The 20034-nt window shown below is 45.7% G+C and carries 11 protein-coding genes and 1 riboswitch; of the genes, 7 read left to right on the top strand and 4 right to left on the bottom strand.

Features of this window, described 5'->3' with window-relative positions; translation table 11 throughout:
* The first annotated feature begins 192 nt into the window (after nucleotides 1-192).
* The 3 genes from MHI48_RS25990 to MHI48_RS25980 all read left to right on the top strand — a co-directional run bounded on the left by MHI48_RS25990 (nucleotide 193) and on the right by MHI48_RS25980 (nucleotide 8601).
* Nucleotides 193-2586 carry an S-layer homology domain-containing protein gene (locus tag MHI48_RS25990; RefSeq protein WP_076328897.1) on the top strand — a complete coding sequence of 798 codons (2394 nt, stop codon included), beginning with the start codon at nucleotides 193-195 and terminating at the stop codon, nucleotides 2584-2586.
* Between the two features lie 200 nt (nucleotides 2587-2786).
* Nucleotides 2787-3914 (top strand): transglutaminase domain-containing protein, encoded by a 1128-nt coding sequence (locus MHI48_RS25985; protein WP_076328898.1) that lies wholly within the window; start codon nucleotides 2787-2789, stop codon nucleotides 3912-3914.
* Nucleotides 3915-4089: 175 nt separating this feature from the next.
* Entirely contained in the window at nucleotides 4090-8601 is a 4512-nt protein-coding gene (locus tag MHI48_RS25980) for a collagen binding domain-containing protein (RefSeq protein ID WP_405142192.1), read from the top strand.
* Between the two features lie 126 nt (nucleotides 8602-8727).
* Here the strand turns inward: MHI48_RS25980 and MHI48_RS25975 are convergent, their stop codons facing one another.
* The 3 genes from MHI48_RS25975 to MHI48_RS25965 all read right to left on the bottom strand — a co-directional run bounded on the left by MHI48_RS25975 (nucleotide 8728) and on the right by MHI48_RS25965 (nucleotide 12667).
* A complete protein-coding gene (locus MHI48_RS25975) occupies nucleotides 8728-9369 on the bottom strand; it encodes a class D sortase (RefSeq protein WP_047841584.1) in 642 nt (213 codons plus the stop codon).
* 195 nt (nucleotides 9370-9564) lie between these two features.
* A complete protein-coding gene (locus MHI48_RS25970; RefSeq protein ID WP_076328900.1) occupies nucleotides 9565-11043 on the bottom strand; it encodes an amino acid permease in 1479 nt (492 codons plus the stop codon).
* A 119-nt stretch (nucleotides 11044-11162) separates the two neighbouring features.
* Nucleotides 11163-11377: riboswitch (Lysine riboswitch) on the bottom strand.
* A gap of 147 nt (nucleotides 11378-11524) precedes the next feature.
* On the bottom strand, nucleotides 11525-12667 hold the full coding sequence (locus MHI48_RS25965; RefSeq protein ID WP_076328901.1) for a virulence factor: 1143 nt from the start codon (nucleotides 12665-12667) through the stop codon (nucleotides 11525-11527).
* 241 nt (nucleotides 12668-12908) lie between these two features.
* Here MHI48_RS25965 and MHI48_RS25960 point away from each other — a divergent pair, with 241 nt between their 5' ends.
* Entirely contained in the window at nucleotides 12909-13328 is a 420-nt protein-coding gene (locus tag MHI48_RS25960) for a hypothetical protein (protein ID WP_076328902.1), read from the top strand.
* Nucleotides 13329-13376: 48 nt separating this feature from the next.
* Here the strand turns inward: MHI48_RS25960 and MHI48_RS25955 are convergent, their stop codons facing one another.
* Nucleotides 13377-14075 (bottom strand): response regulator transcription factor, encoded by a 699-nt coding sequence (locus tag MHI48_RS25955; RefSeq protein WP_017692253.1) that lies wholly within the window; start codon nucleotides 14073-14075, stop codon nucleotides 13377-13379.
* A 344-nt stretch (nucleotides 14076-14419) separates the two neighbouring features.
* Here MHI48_RS25955 and MHI48_RS25950 point away from each other — a divergent pair, with 344 nt between their 5' ends.
* From MHI48_RS25950 to MHI48_RS25940, 3 genes are all read left to right on the top strand, one after another.
* Nucleotides 14420-17266: an ATP-binding protein gene (locus MHI48_RS25950; RefSeq protein ID WP_076328903.1), complete on the top strand. Its 2847-nt coding sequence runs from the start codon at nucleotides 14420-14422 to the stop codon at nucleotides 17264-17266.
* A 385-nt stretch (nucleotides 17267-17651) separates the two neighbouring features.
* The gene (locus MHI48_RS25945; RefSeq protein WP_036606964.1) at nucleotides 17652-18998 is read left to right on the top strand and encodes a cytochrome ubiquinol oxidase subunit I; all 1347 of its coding nucleotides are present in this window, start codon (nucleotides 17652-17654) and stop codon (nucleotides 18996-18998) included.
* The gene (locus MHI48_RS25940; RefSeq protein ID WP_076328904.1) at nucleotides 18995-20029 is read left to right on the top strand and encodes a cytochrome d ubiquinol oxidase subunit II; all 1035 of its coding nucleotides are present in this window, start codon (nucleotides 18995-18997) and stop codon (nucleotides 20027-20029) included. Before MHI48_RS25945 ends, MHI48_RS25940 begins: the two co-directional genes overlap by 4 nt.
* The last annotated feature ends 5 nt before the right edge of the window (nucleotides 20030-20034 follow it).

Below are 20034 nucleotides of genomic sequence, written 5' to 3'. Positions count from 1 at the left end.
ACAGAGAAAACGCCAACGTAATTGGCGTTTTTTTTGCTGTTACTAGCAATATGCAGAAATTCACATTTGTAAAATTGCCCCGAAAACGACGATTAAAAAGGAAGCTTATGGTATCATAGAATAGACTGGCAATATTCATGCGAGGTTATTTGTTATGCTTCTTTGTATGAAATTGAAGGGAGAGGTCCAGATTTGAGTTTGAATTGGAAGTTTAATCTACGTTTGAAAATGTTCGCAACCAAAGCAACAACCGCAGCGATGGCAACACTGCTGCTTGCTTCGCAAACACCAGGTTTTGCAGGCAGTGCATCAGCCGCGCAAGCAGAGCAGTCGACCGCAGCGACAACGGGGGAAAATGAACAACTAGACGCAACGAGCAATGACGTGCCTGAGGGAGCGAAAATCTCATCCAGGCAAGCCAGTGAAAATATACTGAAATTATTTCCATTATTAAAAAAAGCAACGATCTCATCTGCACGATTCGATTCACCTAATTCCTATCCACCGCCAGAATACAAGGCGTGGGAGATCGGGTTCCAGATTACACAAGGCAATCATACTTCGGGATTCAGTGGAACTGTACATGCAGGCACAGGGGAAGTGTTAAGTGTACATTTGCCGTCGGATATCCTGGATAAACATGTCTCGGAATCAGATGTGAAGTTAACCAAAGCTCAAGCTGAAGAAAAGGCCGTGGCACTGTTGTACCAAGCGATTCCAGGTCTTAAGGAAAGTGAATATGCTCCGCTTGGAGATCTGTATTCTTCCATCGAACAAGAGTCATTGTTTGGCAGAACAGAGTACCGATACGGGTACCAGTTAAAACATGATGGATTGTTAACTGACGCAGAGACAGTCTACATTAATGTGGATGAAAGTGGTTTGGTGACAGGTTACTCCCGAGGTACTATTGAAGCCAAGTATCCCTCATCGAAACCGGCAACTTCAGAAGAGAAGGCCAGACAGCAGTTTGAAGAACAGTTCGATGTGGAGCTGGCTTATATCGCCAAAGATCGTCTATCTTCCAAACAGGGTCAGCAGTATTACCTTGCATATACACCCAAAAATATCAGTATCATTCCGATTGAAGCCAATACGTTGGAACGGATTAATACATTAACAGGTAAAGCTGTAGATGAAGATTCTTTGCAGCAGGATAAGAAGTTGAAAGGTGATGTAACGCCTTTTGTCCCGGCCAATGGTACGAGGTTAAATGTTCAGCAGGCCGCCAATCGGGTCGCAACAAACTTTGATATTCCCAAGGGTTATAAGCTGGAGCATAACCAGTTGGGCAAGGGATATTACTCAAGTCCGAACAATCAGGTGTGGAGTCTGAGCTGGAGCGATCGAAGTGCCAATATGTCCTATATGTTCATGCGGGATATCTCAGCACAGGTAGATGCAGTTACCGGGCAGATCTACAGTTATACGATGATGCAACGAATGGGTCCGGAGATGGAACAGGAGAAGCCGGCTGAGGAGAAGGCAGGCAAATTGGTAACCCGGAAGCAGGCTGAGAAACTGGCGATGGACACGGTGATTGCGCTAGTTCCAGACGCAACGGAGCAGTTCCGACTGGCTAACGTGATTGAGGTGGATGATGCTCGCACATTTTTGTTCCAGCGTTATCTGAACGGAATTCCGGTTAAGGAAGATACGGCACAAGTACAGGTGTTAAACAACGGGACGATTAACGAGTTCTATACACGTATTGCGGCAACGCCTGAACAACTGCCAGCAGATGTTAAGCCAGCCATCAGTTATGAAGAGGCCAAGGCACTCTATCTGGAGGAGTTCAAGCTGATCCTCGCATATTCCCGTTATGGCGGATATGGTATGAACGGTGGTCAAGTCATCCCAGCGGGGGTGAACCTTGCTTATATGCCCACACGTGATGAGAATTCGATCTATGGCAACTATGAAGCGCTGGATGCGAACACAGGAGAGTGGAAGCTTTTATACGGGGACACAAGCTCTGCAACCAAAGCCGAACCTACGGATATCTTGGGTCATGTGGCCGAAGCAGCTTTACGCAATATGACACAGCATGGCGTATTGCTTGCTGATGAGCAGGGACGCGTATTCCCGGATCGTGTGATCACCCGAGGAGATTGGTTTAACTATCTGGCAAGAGCGATTAATCCAAATATGGATCTGTACTACAGTGGGGACGGAGATGACAAGTTATACGCTGATGTGAAACCTGACAGCCCGTATTATAAGGCAGTTCGGGCATTAATCGATCAGCGCTGGCTTGCCGGAGCGGACCCTGAACAGAATTTGAATCCGCAGGAAGAGATGACACGTGAAGAATTGGCAGTGCTGCTTGTACGTATTTTACGCTATGAGAAGCTGGCCGGATTCTATACGTTGCCATCCGATCTTCCCAACATTGCGGATGCCAGTGCCGTTACAAGTAAGGGAGCGGTCTCCCTGAGTCTGAAGCTGGGATTGCTTCCTTCGATTGAAGGACGATTCATGCCTGCACGCAAAGTGACGGTAGCTGAAGCGTCACAGGTATTGGAACGGTTGGCGAAGCTTCAAGGTAAAACAGATACGTTTATGAGTGGTAATCGTCTGTATTAGATGATGAACCACTCATATCGTGACCAAACGAATCATAGGATGAAGATAACAGGTAATCGTGATTCAATGAACTAAAGATATCAAAGGGACCTTCCATAGAAGGTCTCTTTTGATTTGCTTTGACAAAACTACAATGACGACAGAGCCTTTTGTGATACAATAGGGCGTGAGAACTTTGCAAAGAAGGGTGGGTTCCTTTCATGGGTAAGAACGGGAAACGAATTATCACCATACTGCTGGCAGGCTGTCTGATTGCTGTAGCGTTACCACGTACGGTTGATCTGGATCAACTGTATGCTGCATCAGGAACATCAGATATATCCACGGCAACAGATTTGCGCCAGACCTTGCTTACCGCAATGTCACAGCGAACGGAGGAACTTGTTTTTACATACAAAGGCAATGTGAAAGGCCTCAAAAAACAATTACAAACCTCCATCGATGAGGCAATGAAGAGTGACCCCTATATCCAATATACCGTTAAAAGTTATGCATTTAATTATAAAGGCTCCAATGTGTCGGCTGAGGTGCATGTGACTCTCTCCTATCGGGAGACCAAGGAGCAGACCGATTATGTGAATCGTAAAGTCACAAACGTGTTGAAAGAAATCATCAAACCAGGCATGACGGATCATGAGAAGGTCAAGGTCATCCATGATTGGATTGTACTTAACCTTTCCTACGATACTTCGTTGAAGAAATATACGGCCTACGACGGGCTTGTTACAGGCAGTACCGTCTGTCAGGGATATTCATTGCTGGCTTATCGGATGCTGGAGCGAGTAGGTATCGATAACCGGATTGTGGAAGGTACAGCAGGGGGGCAGCTTCATGCCTGGAATATCGTGAACCTGGACGGCAAGTGGTATCACATGGACACCACTTGGGATGATCCTACCCCTGACCGCAAAGGTAAGGTTAGCCACAGCTATTATTTGCTGAGTGATGATGAGATGGCACGTGACCATATCTGGACAGGCAAAAGCAAGTACCCCGCTGCGCCAGCCCCATATCGAGAAGCTTTATTAAAGCTGGTGAAGGCCGGAGATAGCAAAAAATCCGCATATCAGAAGCTGTACCATGCTCTGGACTATTCACTGTATGACGAACAGGATGCCGTTAAAGGCCATGCTGCGCTGAAGACCAAAGTTCAGAGTAAGCTGAAGGAAGGCGGAACCTCGCTCACGTTCAGGTACAAGGGTACGGAGGCTGGACTGATTGAAGATTTGCAGGATTTGTACCAGCTTGGCATGAAATCGATATCTTATTATGTATCCAAAATGGAAGGTACTACGGATCTGCGCGTCAAAATTAACTGGACACTGTAACAACCGTTTGAACAGGATGCTCCGATTGAGGAGTATCCTTTTTTGCGTTCAATTTTGCGTTCAATTTTGTGTTCAAAAACGAGGATTTTAGTGTTGTCTATTTTTTGTATATGTCGCTTTGCTATTCTAATCTTCGGCGTATGCCAACACTACGTACGAGGAGGATATGCAAACAATGAGGAAAAAAGTGAGCATAGTGATCATTGCTCTGTTACTGGTCACGCAAATGATGCAGGGTTGGATATTTACACCAACAATGCATGCTCAGGATGAATTAACTAATTTGCCAGCCAGTGCAATCAGCGATACAGCATCAGAAGAAGGTTTGGCAGGTTCGGAAGAGGTCAACAACGTTGACGTTGTTGCCACTCCGGAAGAAGAGGGGGAGGGAAACCTCAACCAGAGCAGTTTAGCAATCGCAGCTGCAGGCCCGGTAATTACAGATCAATTGATTAACAGTGTGCAGATGTACAATCAGGCACCAGAAGACAACGGGAATGGCACGATTGAAGTCAAAGGAGATAAAATCGAGGATATTCGACCACGCATCCAGGATGAGGTGGCTGTAGTCTTTACATGGGGACTTGCAGATGCCAACCACAACTACAGTGATGGCTCTACGTTCACCTTTAACTTGCCCGATAAATTCATCATCGGATCGCAGCTTAAGGGTAATCTAGATGGCGGTGTTGGAGAGTATGTGGTGAATCCAGATGGCACAATCATCTTTACCTTTAATGAACTGATCGAGCATGCGAAGCTGGAAGGTAACTTCTACGTGTGGATTAAGTTCGATGAGAGCAAGATGGAAGATGGCTTGAAACAACAGATAGACTTTAGTTCCGTGGGGCAGGGCATCATTGATGTACATTTTGCCAACACAGCCGTAGATAAGTTGAAGAAATCGGGAAGCGCAAACAAAGAGAACTTCAACTCGGATGAAATTAAATGGACTGTAGATTTTAACCAAGGCGAGAAGGCTATGAAAAATGCTGTTCTTGCAGACACGTTCCCAGCAGAGCTGGAGCTCAAGGGCGATATCGAAATTCGCGAATTGGAAGTGCAATTGAATGGATCTGTAAAAGAAGGCCCAGTAGTTCAAACGGAACCACATTTTCCAATTCAATTGGGAGATACAGATAAGGCCTATCGTGTAACCTATACGACAAGTGTTAAAGCACCAACCACTGCTCCGTTCACCAACGTGGAGTATCAAAACCAGGTTGCGCTTACAACAGATCAGAGCGAGCACAACGAAACAGATATTGGCCGAGTTCGTGTGAGTTTTAATGAGCCTTTGAACAAATCAGGGCAAGATAGTGCGTATGATCCGGTGACACAGACGATCACATGGAAAGTGCAATATAACTACAATCAGCAAGAAATTATGCAAACGAATGCATGGATTGAAGACCGCTTTGATACGGCAAAACAGCAACTGATCAACAATTCCGTCAAAGTGTATCAAGTGGACATTAATACAAGTGGAGCGGCTTCGAACAGAACACTGATCAATCCAAATGAATACACACTCGAAGCGATGGGTACAGGGTTCGATGATGGCTTCAAATTACATTTTAAGAATGATATTACAAAGGCCTATGAGATCGAATATGATACTCAATCTATTCATCGTGTTTATACAAACGACACCATTACGAACACCGTGAACATGTATGATGGCGCTTCCAAAACAGGCCGAAGAGACATTCAGGAAGTCATTTTTGCAAAGAGTGTAAAAAGTGAAAACTTCAACACAAAAGAAATCGAATGGCAGATTGTTGTGAACCGTGATTTGCAGGACATGACGGATATCGTCATCACCGACAATTACGAAGGCAGACATATGAAACTGATTCCGGGTAGTCTTCAAGTGAGTGGTGTTAACAAAGACGACTTTGAACTGACTCCAGACCCGGCTGATCCAACGTATGAAAAAGGATTCTCACTTCGCTTGAAGGACGGCGTAACGCTCAGTACGGAGCATGTTATTACTTATAAGACAAGCTTTGATCCCACAGCGGGTATGCCAACGAATGATGAATATCGCAACTCAGCCAAGATCGATTGGGAAGAGTCTGATGTAAAACAGACTGCGATTACCAAAACTGCTGCGGTCAAACCGCAAGACTACACGATTCAAAATGGTAACAAAAAGGGTGAATATAGCGCCAAAGATAAAAAGATCACCTGGACAATCGATGTAAACTACAATTTGTTTGATATTCAGGATGCAATCCTTAAGGATGCTTACACTGGAAACCAATCTTTCGTAGACGGCTCATTGAAAGTTCATGAGTTAGAGTTGCAGGGAGCCAATAATGTTACTGCTGTGGGTAGCGAGGTTCTGCTCACACCTGGTCAATTCCAGTTGAACCCGGACGGTAAGGGTTTTGCGTTGGATCTGGGTAACATGGGCAAAATGGCTTATCGCATTCAGTACCAAACAAGTCTGGATGGACCATATTCTGTCGCAGGCGCATATGCCAACCAGGCTGTTCTGACGGATGGTGAGGGTGGTGCAATACGATTTAATAGATCAGCCAGTGTTACACCTGCCAACGGTGGTGTATACGTGCGCAAAGCAGGCAAGCAAGAAGGTACAACGGATAAAGCATCATGGACGGTAAATATCAATCCAAGTCAATCTTTCATTCCTGCGGGTAATCAATTAACAGATACCTTGTCAGAGAACCAGATTTTATTGGCTGATTCATTGAAATTATATGCAACCAATTTACCTGCCAACAATTCAGGCAATGTATCCACCAAAGCTGGACTTGTTGATCCGGCTGATTATGAATTGGACGTGGAGGGCAATACATTTACCTTCACCTTCAAGAAAGATATCCATACTGCATTCATTTTGGAATATCAGTCTTATATTAATGCCGATCATGGCGCCCGAATTGAGAATAAGGTTGAATTTGCAGGCCAATCTTCCTCGGTAATCGGAGAAGGTAATCAGTCGGGAATCAAAGTTTCCTTGGCTGGAGCTGGTGGAGGAGCCTCTACAGGTCTGGGCAAAATCAGAATTCACAAAGTCAGTGATGCAGGAGTTCCGCTGGAGGGTGCAATATTTGCAATCTATAATGCGTCTGGAACTACGCTTCTGGAAACATTGAACCCAACGGACGAGAATGGTGTGGTTGAAAGCTCCAGAAACTATCGATTAAACAATCTAACCAACGGTGTACCTTATAAGTTAAAAGAATTATCTGCACCGGCAGGATATTTGGTTGATCCTGAATATGGCTCTGCCTCAGGTAAAACGATTGAATTCAAGGATGCGGATATCGCTTTTGAAATTGAAAATAAAAAGATTCGTCAAGGGTTTGAATTAACCAAGGTAGATGCGGTGGACTCCTCCAAGACACTTAAGGGTGCAACTTTCGAATTGTACTCCAAGGACGGCGCAACGCGAGAGAAAATCGATGAGTTAACGACAGGGGAAGATGGAAAGATCGCCAAAGGTGGACTGTCGCCAGGGGATTATGAGCTGGTAGAAGTCGTGGCACCTGAGTTTTATCAATTGGATGCTACACCAATTCCGTTTACGATTGTAGAGAATCAGACGGAGAGTATTACCTTGACGAAGTCTAATGCAATGGGTGTAGGTGGTAAACTTGTCGTTACCAAAGTAAATGCCAAGGATAAGTCCGTATTAAGCGGAATTGAATTCGAATTGCGTGATCGTTCCAACATTGTCATCGATACAAAAGTAACCGACCTAAATGGGGTCATTGAATTCGATGGTTTGGATTATGGTTCATATACATTGGTAGAGACCAAGGCAGAAGGCTTTGTTATTGAACAGCCGGAGACCCTTGTATCTATTATCAAACCGGAAACTCAATTAACCATTGAAAATAAAAAAAATGATCGTTCTGTGAAATTGATTAAAACCAATGCGGGTCGAACTCAGTACCTTCAAGGAGCTGTATTTGAATTACGGGCTCAAACTGCATTGATGGATGCAAATGGGAATTGGGAGTTCCACAAGGTAACAGGTCTAGATGAAGCTACATTGACAACCAATCAACAAGGTGAAATTGTACTTGAAGGCTTGGATATCAATAAATATCAGTTGGTTGAAATAAAAGCGCCTAACGGATACATGTTGGAAACAACACCAGTACCATTTGAAATTACGAATATACAAACCGAAGCTGTAGTTGTGGAAAAAACAAATCAGGCTATCCCGGTATCGGGTGGTGGGTCTAGTGGACCTTATAATCCGGGAACACCTACTACGGGTGTAACACCAGATCCAGAGAAACCAGTAACTCCGGAACCAGGAAAACCAATTCCGTCGGTTCCAGGCACGGTTGTAACTGAACCTACAGAGTCTGGGGGAGGAACCGAAAGTCCGACAGATGAAGATTCCGGGGGAGTGACACCGACACCAGGCGATTCGAACGGTGACGACACTGCACCTCCAGTTGGGGATACAGATGCACCTGATGGGGATGGTGCACTCGCACCTCCTGCTGGAACGGATACAGATGGATCACAGGGCAATGGAAATTCTGCATCACAGCCAAACGGAAATTCTGGATCTCAGGGAATGCTGCCACAAACAGGTGAAGAGAGCACAATGGCTTACACTGCTGTGGGCATGATGCTGATGGCGCTAGGTAGCGCGGGATTCATGTACTTCCGCCGCAGACAACAGCTTCATCGCTAGATCGAAACACGCAGTATCTAAAATTCATCGTGTGTAGATAGAAATACCCTCTAGCAATCACTACGAAGACTTAGCGTCGACGTGTGAATATGCTAGAGGGTATTTTTGGGTGATATTTAGGGAGGATCAGGTCCCCGTAACAGTTGGTTTCACTGCAATAGCTCTTACAATTAGGCGATGTGTTGGATTGACGAGTGGATCACAGGTAATCAAGGTAAGGACCTGTCCAAGCCCGGGATCCTCCAGCACAGATAAGTCAGTTGGCTCCACAACGGATATCTGATCTACCTTGTATTGGATAATCGTTCGATCTGCCAGGGTGACTTCCATAGAATCACCAATCTGGAGTTCTCCCAGACGATTGAACAGCCGTCCTTTTTTGTGGGCGCGATGAGCCGCTATGGCAGCATTACCTTTGTTCCCGATACGGGTGGTTTCAACAAGATGGGTTGCAGCTACCTTCATGTTGGCTTCCGTTGCACCCTCCAGAATCGGTAAACGGACATCAATCTTGTCAATCGATAGTACCCCCAACGTATCCGAGGAGGCCTCTTGCACTGTACCTGTATTGTCAGTAGTTGGCTCGGCAGAAACTGCATCCTGTATGCCTTGTTCGAAGGAGTGATTAAGCTTAGACAAGCCGTTTTGCAATTGCTCCAGATCGTTCATGACACGGGTTTGCTGCCAGTCATAATACGTTTCCCGCAGGAAAGGAAAGCTGATGATCAGGATGCCCAATAGAACGAGCAGAATAGAGAATTTTTTCATTATACATCAACTCCCGTTGTCCAAGAAAAATAGTATACCTTTCTCTATTCTACTTACCGACCTATACAAAATATGGACAGGGACGAAAGGACGTACAGGAATTGATCAGGGAAAGAGTAGACCCAAAACAAAACCTCCCCGTTTCACTACAGTAGGAAAACTGCAACGCCACGGGGAGGTTTTACTAAATAGCCACTATTTATCAGCTGGTGAATCCGTAGGTGTGAAATCACATTCCTGCAGCGGCACCACTTTGGTCTTTTTGATCCATTTGTAACCGAGCCACAACACCAGGAACAGGGGTACGCTCAAGTAGGCAACGATGGCTCCACTCCAGTCGATCTGATCACCCGTGAATGCCTGATAGTTCTGTCCGATGATCACGATGATACACAGGACAAAAGCAAAGATCGGCCCAAACGGGAACCAGCGTGCACGGTAAGGCAGATCGCTCAGATCCCTGCCTTGTGCAACGTATGCACGACGGAAGCGATAATGACTGATAGCGATACCCAGCCAAGTGATAAAACCACACATCCCGGATGCATTCAACAACCAGGTGTACACAATCCCATCTCCAAACAGGGAGGCAAGGAATGCCAACATACCAACGGCTGTTGTAAGCAAAAGTGCATTCATTGGAATGCCTTTTTTATTCAGCTTGCCGAGGAAACGAGGGGCTTTACCATCACGGGCAAGGGCATAGAGAACCCGGCTTGAAGCATACATGCCTGAGTTACCGGCAGAGAGTACAGAAGTCAGAATAACGGCATTCATGACGGAAGCCGCAATGGCGAGGCCAGCTTTCTCAAACACCAGTGTGAACGGGCTGACACCGATATTTTCCAGGTCACCTTTGAGCAGATTCGGATGAGTATACGGGATGATCAAACTGATCACGGTAATCGCCAAAATGTAAAAAATCAGAATGCGCCAAAATACCTGACGAATTGCACGAGGGACATTCTCGCGCGGGTTTTCACTTTCACCGGCAGCTACTCCGATAAGCTCGGTACCTTGAAATGAGAATCCAGCAGCCATGAACACACCAAGCACAGCGAAGAATCCGCCATGGATGGGCGCATCACCGATGGTGAAGTTGCTGAAACCAACGGCTTCTCCGCCCATAATACCAAAGATCATGAGCACACCAACGGCCAGGAAGATGATAACAGTAGCGACTTTGATAATGGCGAACCAGTACTCGGACTCTCCATAACCTTTAACAGACAACACGTTCAAGGAAAAGATCAGCACGAGGAACAATAAGCTCCATAACATGGATGAACTGTCGGGGAACCAGTATTTAATGAGTACAGTAGCGGCAGCAAGCTCTGCTGCAATGGTTACCGCCCAGTTGTACCAAAAGTTCCAGCCCATGGCGAACCCGAGAGCAGGATCGACAAAACGTGCGGCATACGTATTAAATGAACCGGAGTCCGGCATAAAGGTAGCAAGCTCACCAAGGCTGGTCATTAGGAAATAAACCATGATGCCAACGGCCACATAGGCAATTAATGCTCCACCAGGGCCTGCGGTTGAGATGGCGGTACCACTTGCGAGAAACAGCCCGGTACCAATTGAGCCACCGAGGGCGATCATCGTCATATGGCGTGCGCGTAATCCTTTTTTCAGGGAAGGTCCAGTTGTTGTTGGGTTACTGCGGTCTTGCATGGAAACACTCCTTCATTCGATATACTGATGTTTGCGATACTTGAATTCATAAAAACAAAAAGACCACAGGCATCAGCCTGCGGTCTTTAATATTTCAATGTCCGCACCATGTCCCAGATGATTAAGATAGCTCAACACAGAAGAATTCATACCTTATATAAAGGAAATGTACTTCCGTGACAGTTCTGCGCCTTTCGACAGCAGCCCCAGCTCACTGGACCGTATAAGGAACGTCCAGCGAGCTTCGGCGGGTACACCTTTCGGCTGATCTCATAAGCGGCTCCTTAGCGCCTCCATCAGCGTACTGATCGCACCCGCGACCTCTACCTCACCATCAATGGATGAGGTGTATCTATTGTCTATGAAATTATGAACAACACAACTTAACACCGTGTGTCCTGTTTAGTAAACAGACAATCAGTATAACGCGCATGGTTTTCCAGTGCAATAACAATTGTTGGATATGAGGTCTGAGAGACGACTATTCCTCTTTTTTGTTACGGCCAGCCATCTGCTGCCATACCGTTCCAGCAGCCTGTTCGCCCGATTCGATCCGCTCCAGAGCCATCTTGGCCTGCAGGCTGACTTCAAATTCAGGATCATCGGCTGCAACGCGCAACGCTTGTTCTGCTTCTTCAGTTCCGACCTCATAGAGAAAACGTGCTGCACGCCAGCGTACAAGTTTACTTTTATCGGATAACGTAGCTGTCATGGCTGGAGTGGCGGCAGGATCACCGATATCCGACAAGGTATCCCCGGCAGTACGGCGTACCGCAGGAGAGCTGTCCTGAAGTGCTTCATACAGTAATTCCATCGCTTCCGGTGTACGAATGTCACCCAGGTATACGACAGCCAAGCGACGTATCTGCATTTTGTTGTCATGCAAGGCATGGGCTACGAGAGGCAGTCTTTCTGCCGTAGGCTCCATGCTGTCAAATGCCGCATAGCGAACATTCCAGTCTTCGTTTCGCAGAGCCTCTTCAAGTTCGGCTCCATCCAATTCACGGCGGCGCTCGACAAACTCTTCGGATTTGGTACCATGTTCAATGGCCTGTTTAATGACTTGCTCCAGCCGTTCCGGCGGGTAAGCGGCTTCCAATTCCTGCTCGACTTCACGTGCAATATCAGGCAATTCACCATATCGAACACCGTAATCACTCAATTTACGTTCTTTGATCATCGTTGCACTGGCGACTTCTGTTACGGCTTTGACAAAGCGGTCTGACAACGAAATTCGTTCTTCCTTGACCCCGGCCTTGACCCTAATTTGCATCGGTACACCTCGGAAGAATTGTACAAATACCTGTGCTTCTCCGAAGTGCTCGCCTGAACCATCTTCGGATTCAATCCAGTCCAGATCGATGCCGTGCTGTCCAAGGCGATGTTGGACTTCGCCCAAGATAACGGACCAGTCGGCATTCCCTTTACGATCAAGTGCGACAAAGTCTGTTGTGTGGAACACACTCTTTACACCGGGAATATGAAGCATCTGGCGAATGAACGCCGGAGCAGATCGTTCGTTGTCCAGTGTATATGTTTTGCGAATTCCGTCCTCCAGACGTTCATCGAGATGTAACATCATCGTATTTGGACTCGGTGTTGGTTCAATGGAAACAATATTCATCAATGTAACCTCCTATAGTACCAGATTCATCTTTAACTTCCCGTAAATTAAATCACACGGGTATTTCTCTATTTTACATCAATGTGTGGAATCTGCGAAATCATCCAGAAGTGAAGTGGACGTGTCTAACACTTAATGTGAAGAAGTGCGAAATTTGTTAACACTTCTTTCATGTTCACGCACAAACATTTTTAAACGAAAATTGGCACAATAAAGATAAGAATCAACTGGAGGTATACCTATGGAACCCATTACCGTGCTCTCGGATGGAAAACGTCGTATTGCATATGAGAATATTATTCAATTGTTCAGGAACTGGATTGAGGACTCAACATCTGGTTCAGCGATAGAAACACATCGGGGAAGTTGGGAAAATGCCCGTTATTGTATTGTTGATTATCAGATTGCCGAAGAAGCGGTGTCAGCAGCAAATGCCATTCGGGCTTTTATGCCACAACTTCCGTTACTGGTCATTACGGATTTCCAATCCCTTATTCGGAAGCGTCACCTGCAAGAAATTACAGGTACGGGTGAGATGAAGATGATTCTCTGGAACGAGCAAGACCCGAATCAACTAATCAAGGATATGGAAAATTGGTTTCATTCGTCGTCTGTCCATAAATCAGAAATAGCCATACCACCCATCTTATCCATGAGATAAAAGAGGGATATGGCCAAAGGTGTTTAACTTTCAAGCGTTACGATCGTATTAGATCACATATTTATAGCCTGTTCCCCAAACCGTTTTAATATAACGTGGGTTCTTGGGGTCAGGCTCAATTTTTTTACGTAGACTTGAGATATGAACATCAATGGTACGATCCAGATAGGCGCGTTCGGAGCCTTTGATCCGATCCATCAGTTCATTGCGGGTGAACACTTTACCCGGATTGCGGTACAATTCCTTCATAATCTCAAACTCAATATGAGTAACCTCGATTTCAACGCCATCCACAAACAGGGTTCTTCTGTACTCATTCACATTCACATGTCCAGTAACCTCTGCCTGCTTGTCTTCTTTTACCGGTTTATCCTGATAGGAAATGATTGATCTTCGCAGCAGTGCTTTAATCCGGGCATCCAACTCTTTCAAACTAAATGGTTTGCACAGAAAGTCATCCGCACCATTATGCAATGCACGAAGTCGATCATTCAGCATGGTGCTTGCCGAGATCATCAGAATGGGCACAGTGGAGTGCTGGCGAAAGGCTTCTACGAGATCATTTCCATCCATTTCAGGAAGCATGAGATCCGTTACAACAATATCCGGCTGGAATTGTGGAAACAGTTGAAGTGCCTCGCGGGCATGATGAACCCGTTCAGTGATGTATCCTTCCTCCTCAAGAAAGAAAGCAATCATGTCGGCCAGATTTTTCTCATCTTCTATAAGAAGTACTTTGATAGTCATAGGGTCACACTCCTGGTGAAAATAATATGTTAAGAAAATGCTAAAAAAACAAGGTGAATTGCGAATAAATGCCGCAAATTTTTTAATGTTTCTATCCCAAAATATAGGATGTATATGTAGAGAAGAAATAAGCTTTTTGAGTGAACTTCAATATTCTAGCATGAATGTAGTTTGGTTGCCGATCAATCAGAATTTCCCAAAGCTACACCAAGTACTAATTACAGTATAATGGATCAGAACGAGTTAAGGGGAAAAAAGTAATATTGTATCCGCTTAAGTTTATAGGGGGAACCAACGTTGTTGTTGAAAACAGAAGAAAAAATGATCCATGAGGGCAATTGCTTATGGATCGTATAAAGGCAAGACAAATGCTGGATTGGGTCGTGTTGAAGCTGAGAATACCCTGGATTGGGACCAGCATTCTGATCATCCTGGGCTCACTAAGCACTATTTTTCCGTTTACTTTATTCTATGGTGTACAGTTTATGATTGGTAGCGCGGCAGCACTCATTGCTCTTCGTTTGCATGGGGCCATCTATGGATTTGTCACCCTTACAGTTATCCATCTCCTGAATACCGTCTTTGTCGGCTTTGTGCCGCACAATTTAACTGTCATGCTTGCCCACTTCATGGAATTAATTTGGATGCTCGGTTGGCAGATCCGCTGGAAGAATGGTAGCTTAATCAAGGCTAATGCTGTCTTTTGGGTAGTGATGTTACTTCCTGTTATCTATGGCGGGCATTTTATGTTGGGTCTAAATATAGACGATTTGAAGTATGAGTATATGTATATTGCTGTGATTGGTATGGTGAATGCGCTGATTGCGGGAATTGTAGTTGATTTTTGGATCACCACGGGTGAACACAAGTCAAAACGCATGGGAACCATTCCACTAACAAGAATTGCGTTTAAATACGTAGTCGCCTTTGTGGTATTTGTTTCTCTCGTACTGTTATCCGCAGATAGCCGCAGACAATTGGGGCAAATGAATGATGCCATATTACGTGATATGAAATATGCAGCAACTGCGGTTGTTCAGGATCTTGATGAAGAGTACGTTACCTCTGAGAATATGGATCAGAATATGGCGCGTTATCATCATCTACTGGGTGTGAATGTGATTCTGCTGAATCGCAATGATACAGTCGTCGCTTCTGGTTTGAATACACTACAGGTGGGCGAGTATCTGGACATGGACAGATTCCGTCTTCTGAAGTCGAGGGATAACCTCATTCTGTTAAGTTCCGCAAATATCCATTACAGCGATGTATTGAATCATTGGAAACAAGCCTCTTTTATCTATGAAGCAGAAATGACAAGGTTAACACCTTATCGGGTATTCATTGTGACTGACTCGTCCGAGTATTACCCCCGAATCGAATCCATTTATCTGACCACGCTGCAATCCCTGTTCATCATCATCGTGGCTTCCATGATCGTAGCGGCTCCTCTCAGCAGTAAGGTTGTTAGCCCGCTGTTAAGACTGACCCGAATGACAGGCTCTCTTCCGAGACTGCTGTTTCGAAATGGGAAGATGGAGTGGCCAACCAGCCATGTAACCGAAGTACAGATCCTGATTGGTAATTTGCGCAAAATGGCCGATGTGCTGCTGGAACAATTCGAACAGATTCGTCACGACAAGTTAACGCTGGAGGACAGGGTTATCGAGCGTACCAAGGAACTCAAGAATAGTGAAGAGGTCAAACGTGCCATTATTGAATCCTCTATTGATGCGATTATCGCTGTGGACTCCAATGGGCTGATCGTTGAGTTTAATCCGGAGGCTGAAAGAATGTTTGGATTGCGTCGGGAAGAAGTGATCCTGCACAAGGAAGCGCCATCTCTTTTTCAAGGGGCCAGCTGCAAGGAGATCAAGAATTTGCTGGAGCGATTTGAATATGTTGAAGGTAAAAGATACACCATCGTTGAAGAAATTTCAGGTATCCGACGGGATGGTTCCGTATTTCCGATTGAGTACAAAATTGTTGAGATCCAGTTGGGCAAAAATGAGACATTATATAACCTGTTTATTAAGGATATTACGGAGCGGACCAGAGCAGAAGAAGATCGTGTACGTCATGCCCTTGCGCTGGAGAAGCTGAACTCGGAGTTGTTCAATGAGAAGATTGCCATTCAGGAACAGCGAGATATCAGTGAGCAATTTATTGAATCTGTACGAGAAGGGCTCGTGATGTCTGATCGATCAGGGACCATAACTATCGTCAACCGAAGGATAGAAGAGATGTTTGGTTTGGGTGATTTTATGGGCAGATCCATTGAAGATTTGGCGCAGGCCATTGATACGATGGTATTAACGGACAACTTCAATCTGATGGAACAGACGAGAGCATTCCTGAATGGAGAAACGGCGTTTATCGAGACCGAATTTATATTCAATAATGTGGATAAAAGTGTATTTTCCTTGTACATGAAGCAGATGGATGTCCCCGGTAAAAACCATGGGTTTCTGCTGGTGTTCCGTGACCGAACAGGAGAAGAACGGCTGGATCGGATGAAAAATGAGCTGATCAGTGTGGTATCTCATGAGCTTCGAACGCCTGTAGCCACCATTATGGGATATGTGGAACTTATGATGATGTATGACCTTCCGGCAGCTCAACAGCGGGAATTCATGCAGACCATCTCCTCGGAGGGCAAGCGGCTGAGCAGTTTGCTCGATGATGTACTGGATATTCAGCGCCTCGACAACGAAGGTATGACTTACCACATGACGTATGTACCGCTGGTGGAGTTGGTAGAAGGGGTTGCCGAACAGTGGAATATGAAGTCTGCCCAACGTATCTACGTGCATACGTTTAATGGAGACTTTTTTGCTTATGCTGACCAGAACAGGATGGTTCAGGTTCTGCATAATCTGGTGGGCAATGCAGTTAAGTATTCGCCGGGAGCCGATCGTATCGATGTTACGTTATGGGAAGAAGAGGAATGGTTATGTCTTGATGTGCGTGATTACGGAATAGGTATTGCGGAGCAAGAGAAGGACATGCTGTTTAATAAATTCTATCGGGTCGATAATTCGGATCATCGGCAGATTGGTGGAACAGGAATTGGGTTGTACATTTCCCGTAAAATTGTAGAGGATCACAAGGGTACGCTGACTTTTATATCTGCACCGGACAAAGGAAGTACGTTCAAGGTCCGACTGCCCAAGCAGGACGTATTGGTGTGAATTTAAGATTGGATGAAGAAATGTATTTCACTTTTTTTATGAACCAAGTTTATGTACGAGACCTACGAATAGAGCCTTTGCCCTTCAACGCGTGAGCGTGATAAGGGGAAAGGCTTTTTTTGTTTTTCAATTTCCCCGGATAAAAAAACAACTTCTTTTGCAAACTGTCTATAGAGCCATAATTTGCATCCCATGCAAAAGGAGGACGGCAGGTATATGTTCCGTAAACAAGAGAAAACACTCATTATCGTCTGTCTGGTTGCAGCTGTGGTTGTGCTGTATGCCGTTGTGAAGAGCATCATCCGAATCATGAGTTATTGAGATACACGTTCAAGCAGAGTAACTGCTGTCGTACATAACGATTATGTGAAAGAGGAGTGTAACCATGTCATCCCTGGACCCTGTTTTGCTCAGCCGGATACTAACCGGCCTTACCCTGTTTGTACACATTATTTTTGCCTCTATCGGTGTAGGTGTTCCACTTATGATTGCCTTGGCCGAGTGGCGAGGACTCCGAACCAATGATATGCATTACACCTTGCTGGCACGCCGGTGGGCACGAGGTTTTGTCATCACCGTTGCCGTTGGCGTTGTTACAGGCACCTCAATCGGATTACAGCTCAGTCTGTTGTGGCCGATGTTTATGCGGGTAGCGGGTCAGGCAATCGCCCTGCCGCTGTTCATGGAGACGTTTGCCTTTTTTATAGAGGCGATCTTTCTTGGAATTTACCTCTATACGTGGGATCGTTTCAAAAAGAAATATACGCATATGCTGCTGTTGATTCCGGTCGCTCTCGGCTCATCAGCATCTGCGATTTTTATTACAACGGTGAACTCATTCATGAACCAGCCTCAGGGATTCACCCTGATTAATGGCATCATGAAGGACATCCATCCGATTGCTGCCATGTTGAATCCGGCAACGCCAACCAAAGTGTCCCATGTACTCGCCTCATCCTACACCTTGAGTGCAGGTATTCTGGCGGGGATCGCCGCCTTCAGTTTGCTTCGGGGACGGGATCATGTGTATTACAAAAAAGCACTGAAACTCACGACGGTATCTGCGCTCGTATTTGCCATCAGTACCGTCATGATCGGCGATTCCTCCGGTAAATTCCTCGCGAAATATCAGCCGGAGAAGCTGGCTGCCGCAGAATGGCATTTCAAGACGATGAAAGAGGCACCCCTCGTCTATGGGGGTATTTTGGATGAGAATAATGAAGTGAAATATGCGATTGAGATACCGTATGCCCTTAGCATTTTGGCGGGTAATCGACCAGATACGGAAGTGAAGGGTCTCGAAGAATTTCCGGCGGATCTGAGACCACCGTTGTCTATTCACTATATGTTCGACCTGAAGGTCACAACGGGAGTGATTATACTGATGATTCCTGTGTTATATGTACTGCGGCGGTGGTTGCCAGGGCGCAAGCCCTATCCCAAATGGCTGCTGCTTGGCATCGTCTTGCTGGGGCCTCTGGCCATGATTGCGATCGAGTTGGGGTGGATGTTCGCTGAAGTTGGCAGGCAGCCTTGGATCTTACGCGGATATATGAAGGTGGCGGAAGCAGCCACGACGTCAACTTCGGTAGGATGGATGTTAGTGTTGTTCATCTTGCTGTATCTGATCCTGTGTTTCTCGTGCATTCGGGTACTCAGCAAGCTGTTCCGTAACAAGGAAGCAGAGAAGGAACTAGAGTCTCTGGGGCTTGAAGGAGGGATCGTGCATTGAGTTTCGAAATTGCAGGCATCGCAATATTATGGACGTTTTTGTTCGGTTACCTGATCGTTGCTTCGATTGATTTTGGCGCCGGGTTCTTCAGCTTTTATAGCATTTTGACCGGGCATGAGAACAAAATTCATAACATCATTCAGCGCTACCTGTCTCCCGTGTGGGAAGTGACGAATGTGTTTTTGATCTTTTTTGTGGTCGGACTGGTCGGGTTTTATCCGGATAGCGCCTTTTATTACGGGACTGCTTTGCTGGTTCCGGGTTCCCTGGCCATTGTACTGCTTGCGATCCGGGGCGTGTATTACGCCTACAATACCTATGGCAATCATGGGCAGAACAGCCGGATCTATATGGCATTGTACGGGGCGACGGGATTGCTGATTCCAGCCGTGTTCTCCACCATTTTGGCAATATCCGAAGGCGGGATCATTGAAGAGGTGGGCGATCAGGTATTTTTTCGCTGGCGTGAATTTTTGACGAATCCCTATACATGGTCGGTTGTTTTGCTTGCACTGGTTAGTGTGCTCTACATCTCGGCGATGTTTCTATCCTATTATGCAAAACGGGCGGGGGATGAGCCGGCATATGAGGTGCTTCGAGAGTACGCGCTGCTCTGGAGTTTGCCTACCATTTTTGCAAGCTTTCTGGCTTTTCTGCAGATTAACAAACAGAATCCCGCACACTTTGAGCAGATGGTGAATATTTCGTGGATGTTCATCGCTTCGTTTATTTGTTTTGTCATTGCCGTGTCGCTGGTGTGGAAAAGTAAATATCTAGGTTGGTGTTTTGTTGCTGTCATGCTTCAGTTTGCCTTTGCCTGGTATGGTTACGGGCGATCCCACCTTCCGTACATTCTGTATCCTTACATCAATATTTACGACGGCTTTACGAATCGCACGATGGGGATTGCGCTCATTACAGCGTTTAGTCTGGGGCTACTCGTGCTCATTCCTTCGCTTGTGCTGATTATGAAGCTGTTCCTGTTTGATGCCAATTATGTGCGCGGTAATTCTGGTAAAAAGAAAGGATGAGTCTG

It is taken from the genome of Paenibacillus sp. FSL H7-0942 (assembly GCF_045040715.1).
GTDB lineage: Bacteria > Bacillota > Bacilli > Paenibacillales > Paenibacillaceae > Paenibacillus > Paenibacillus amylolyticus.
This window is presented reverse-complemented; position numbering and strand designations above follow the sequence as displayed.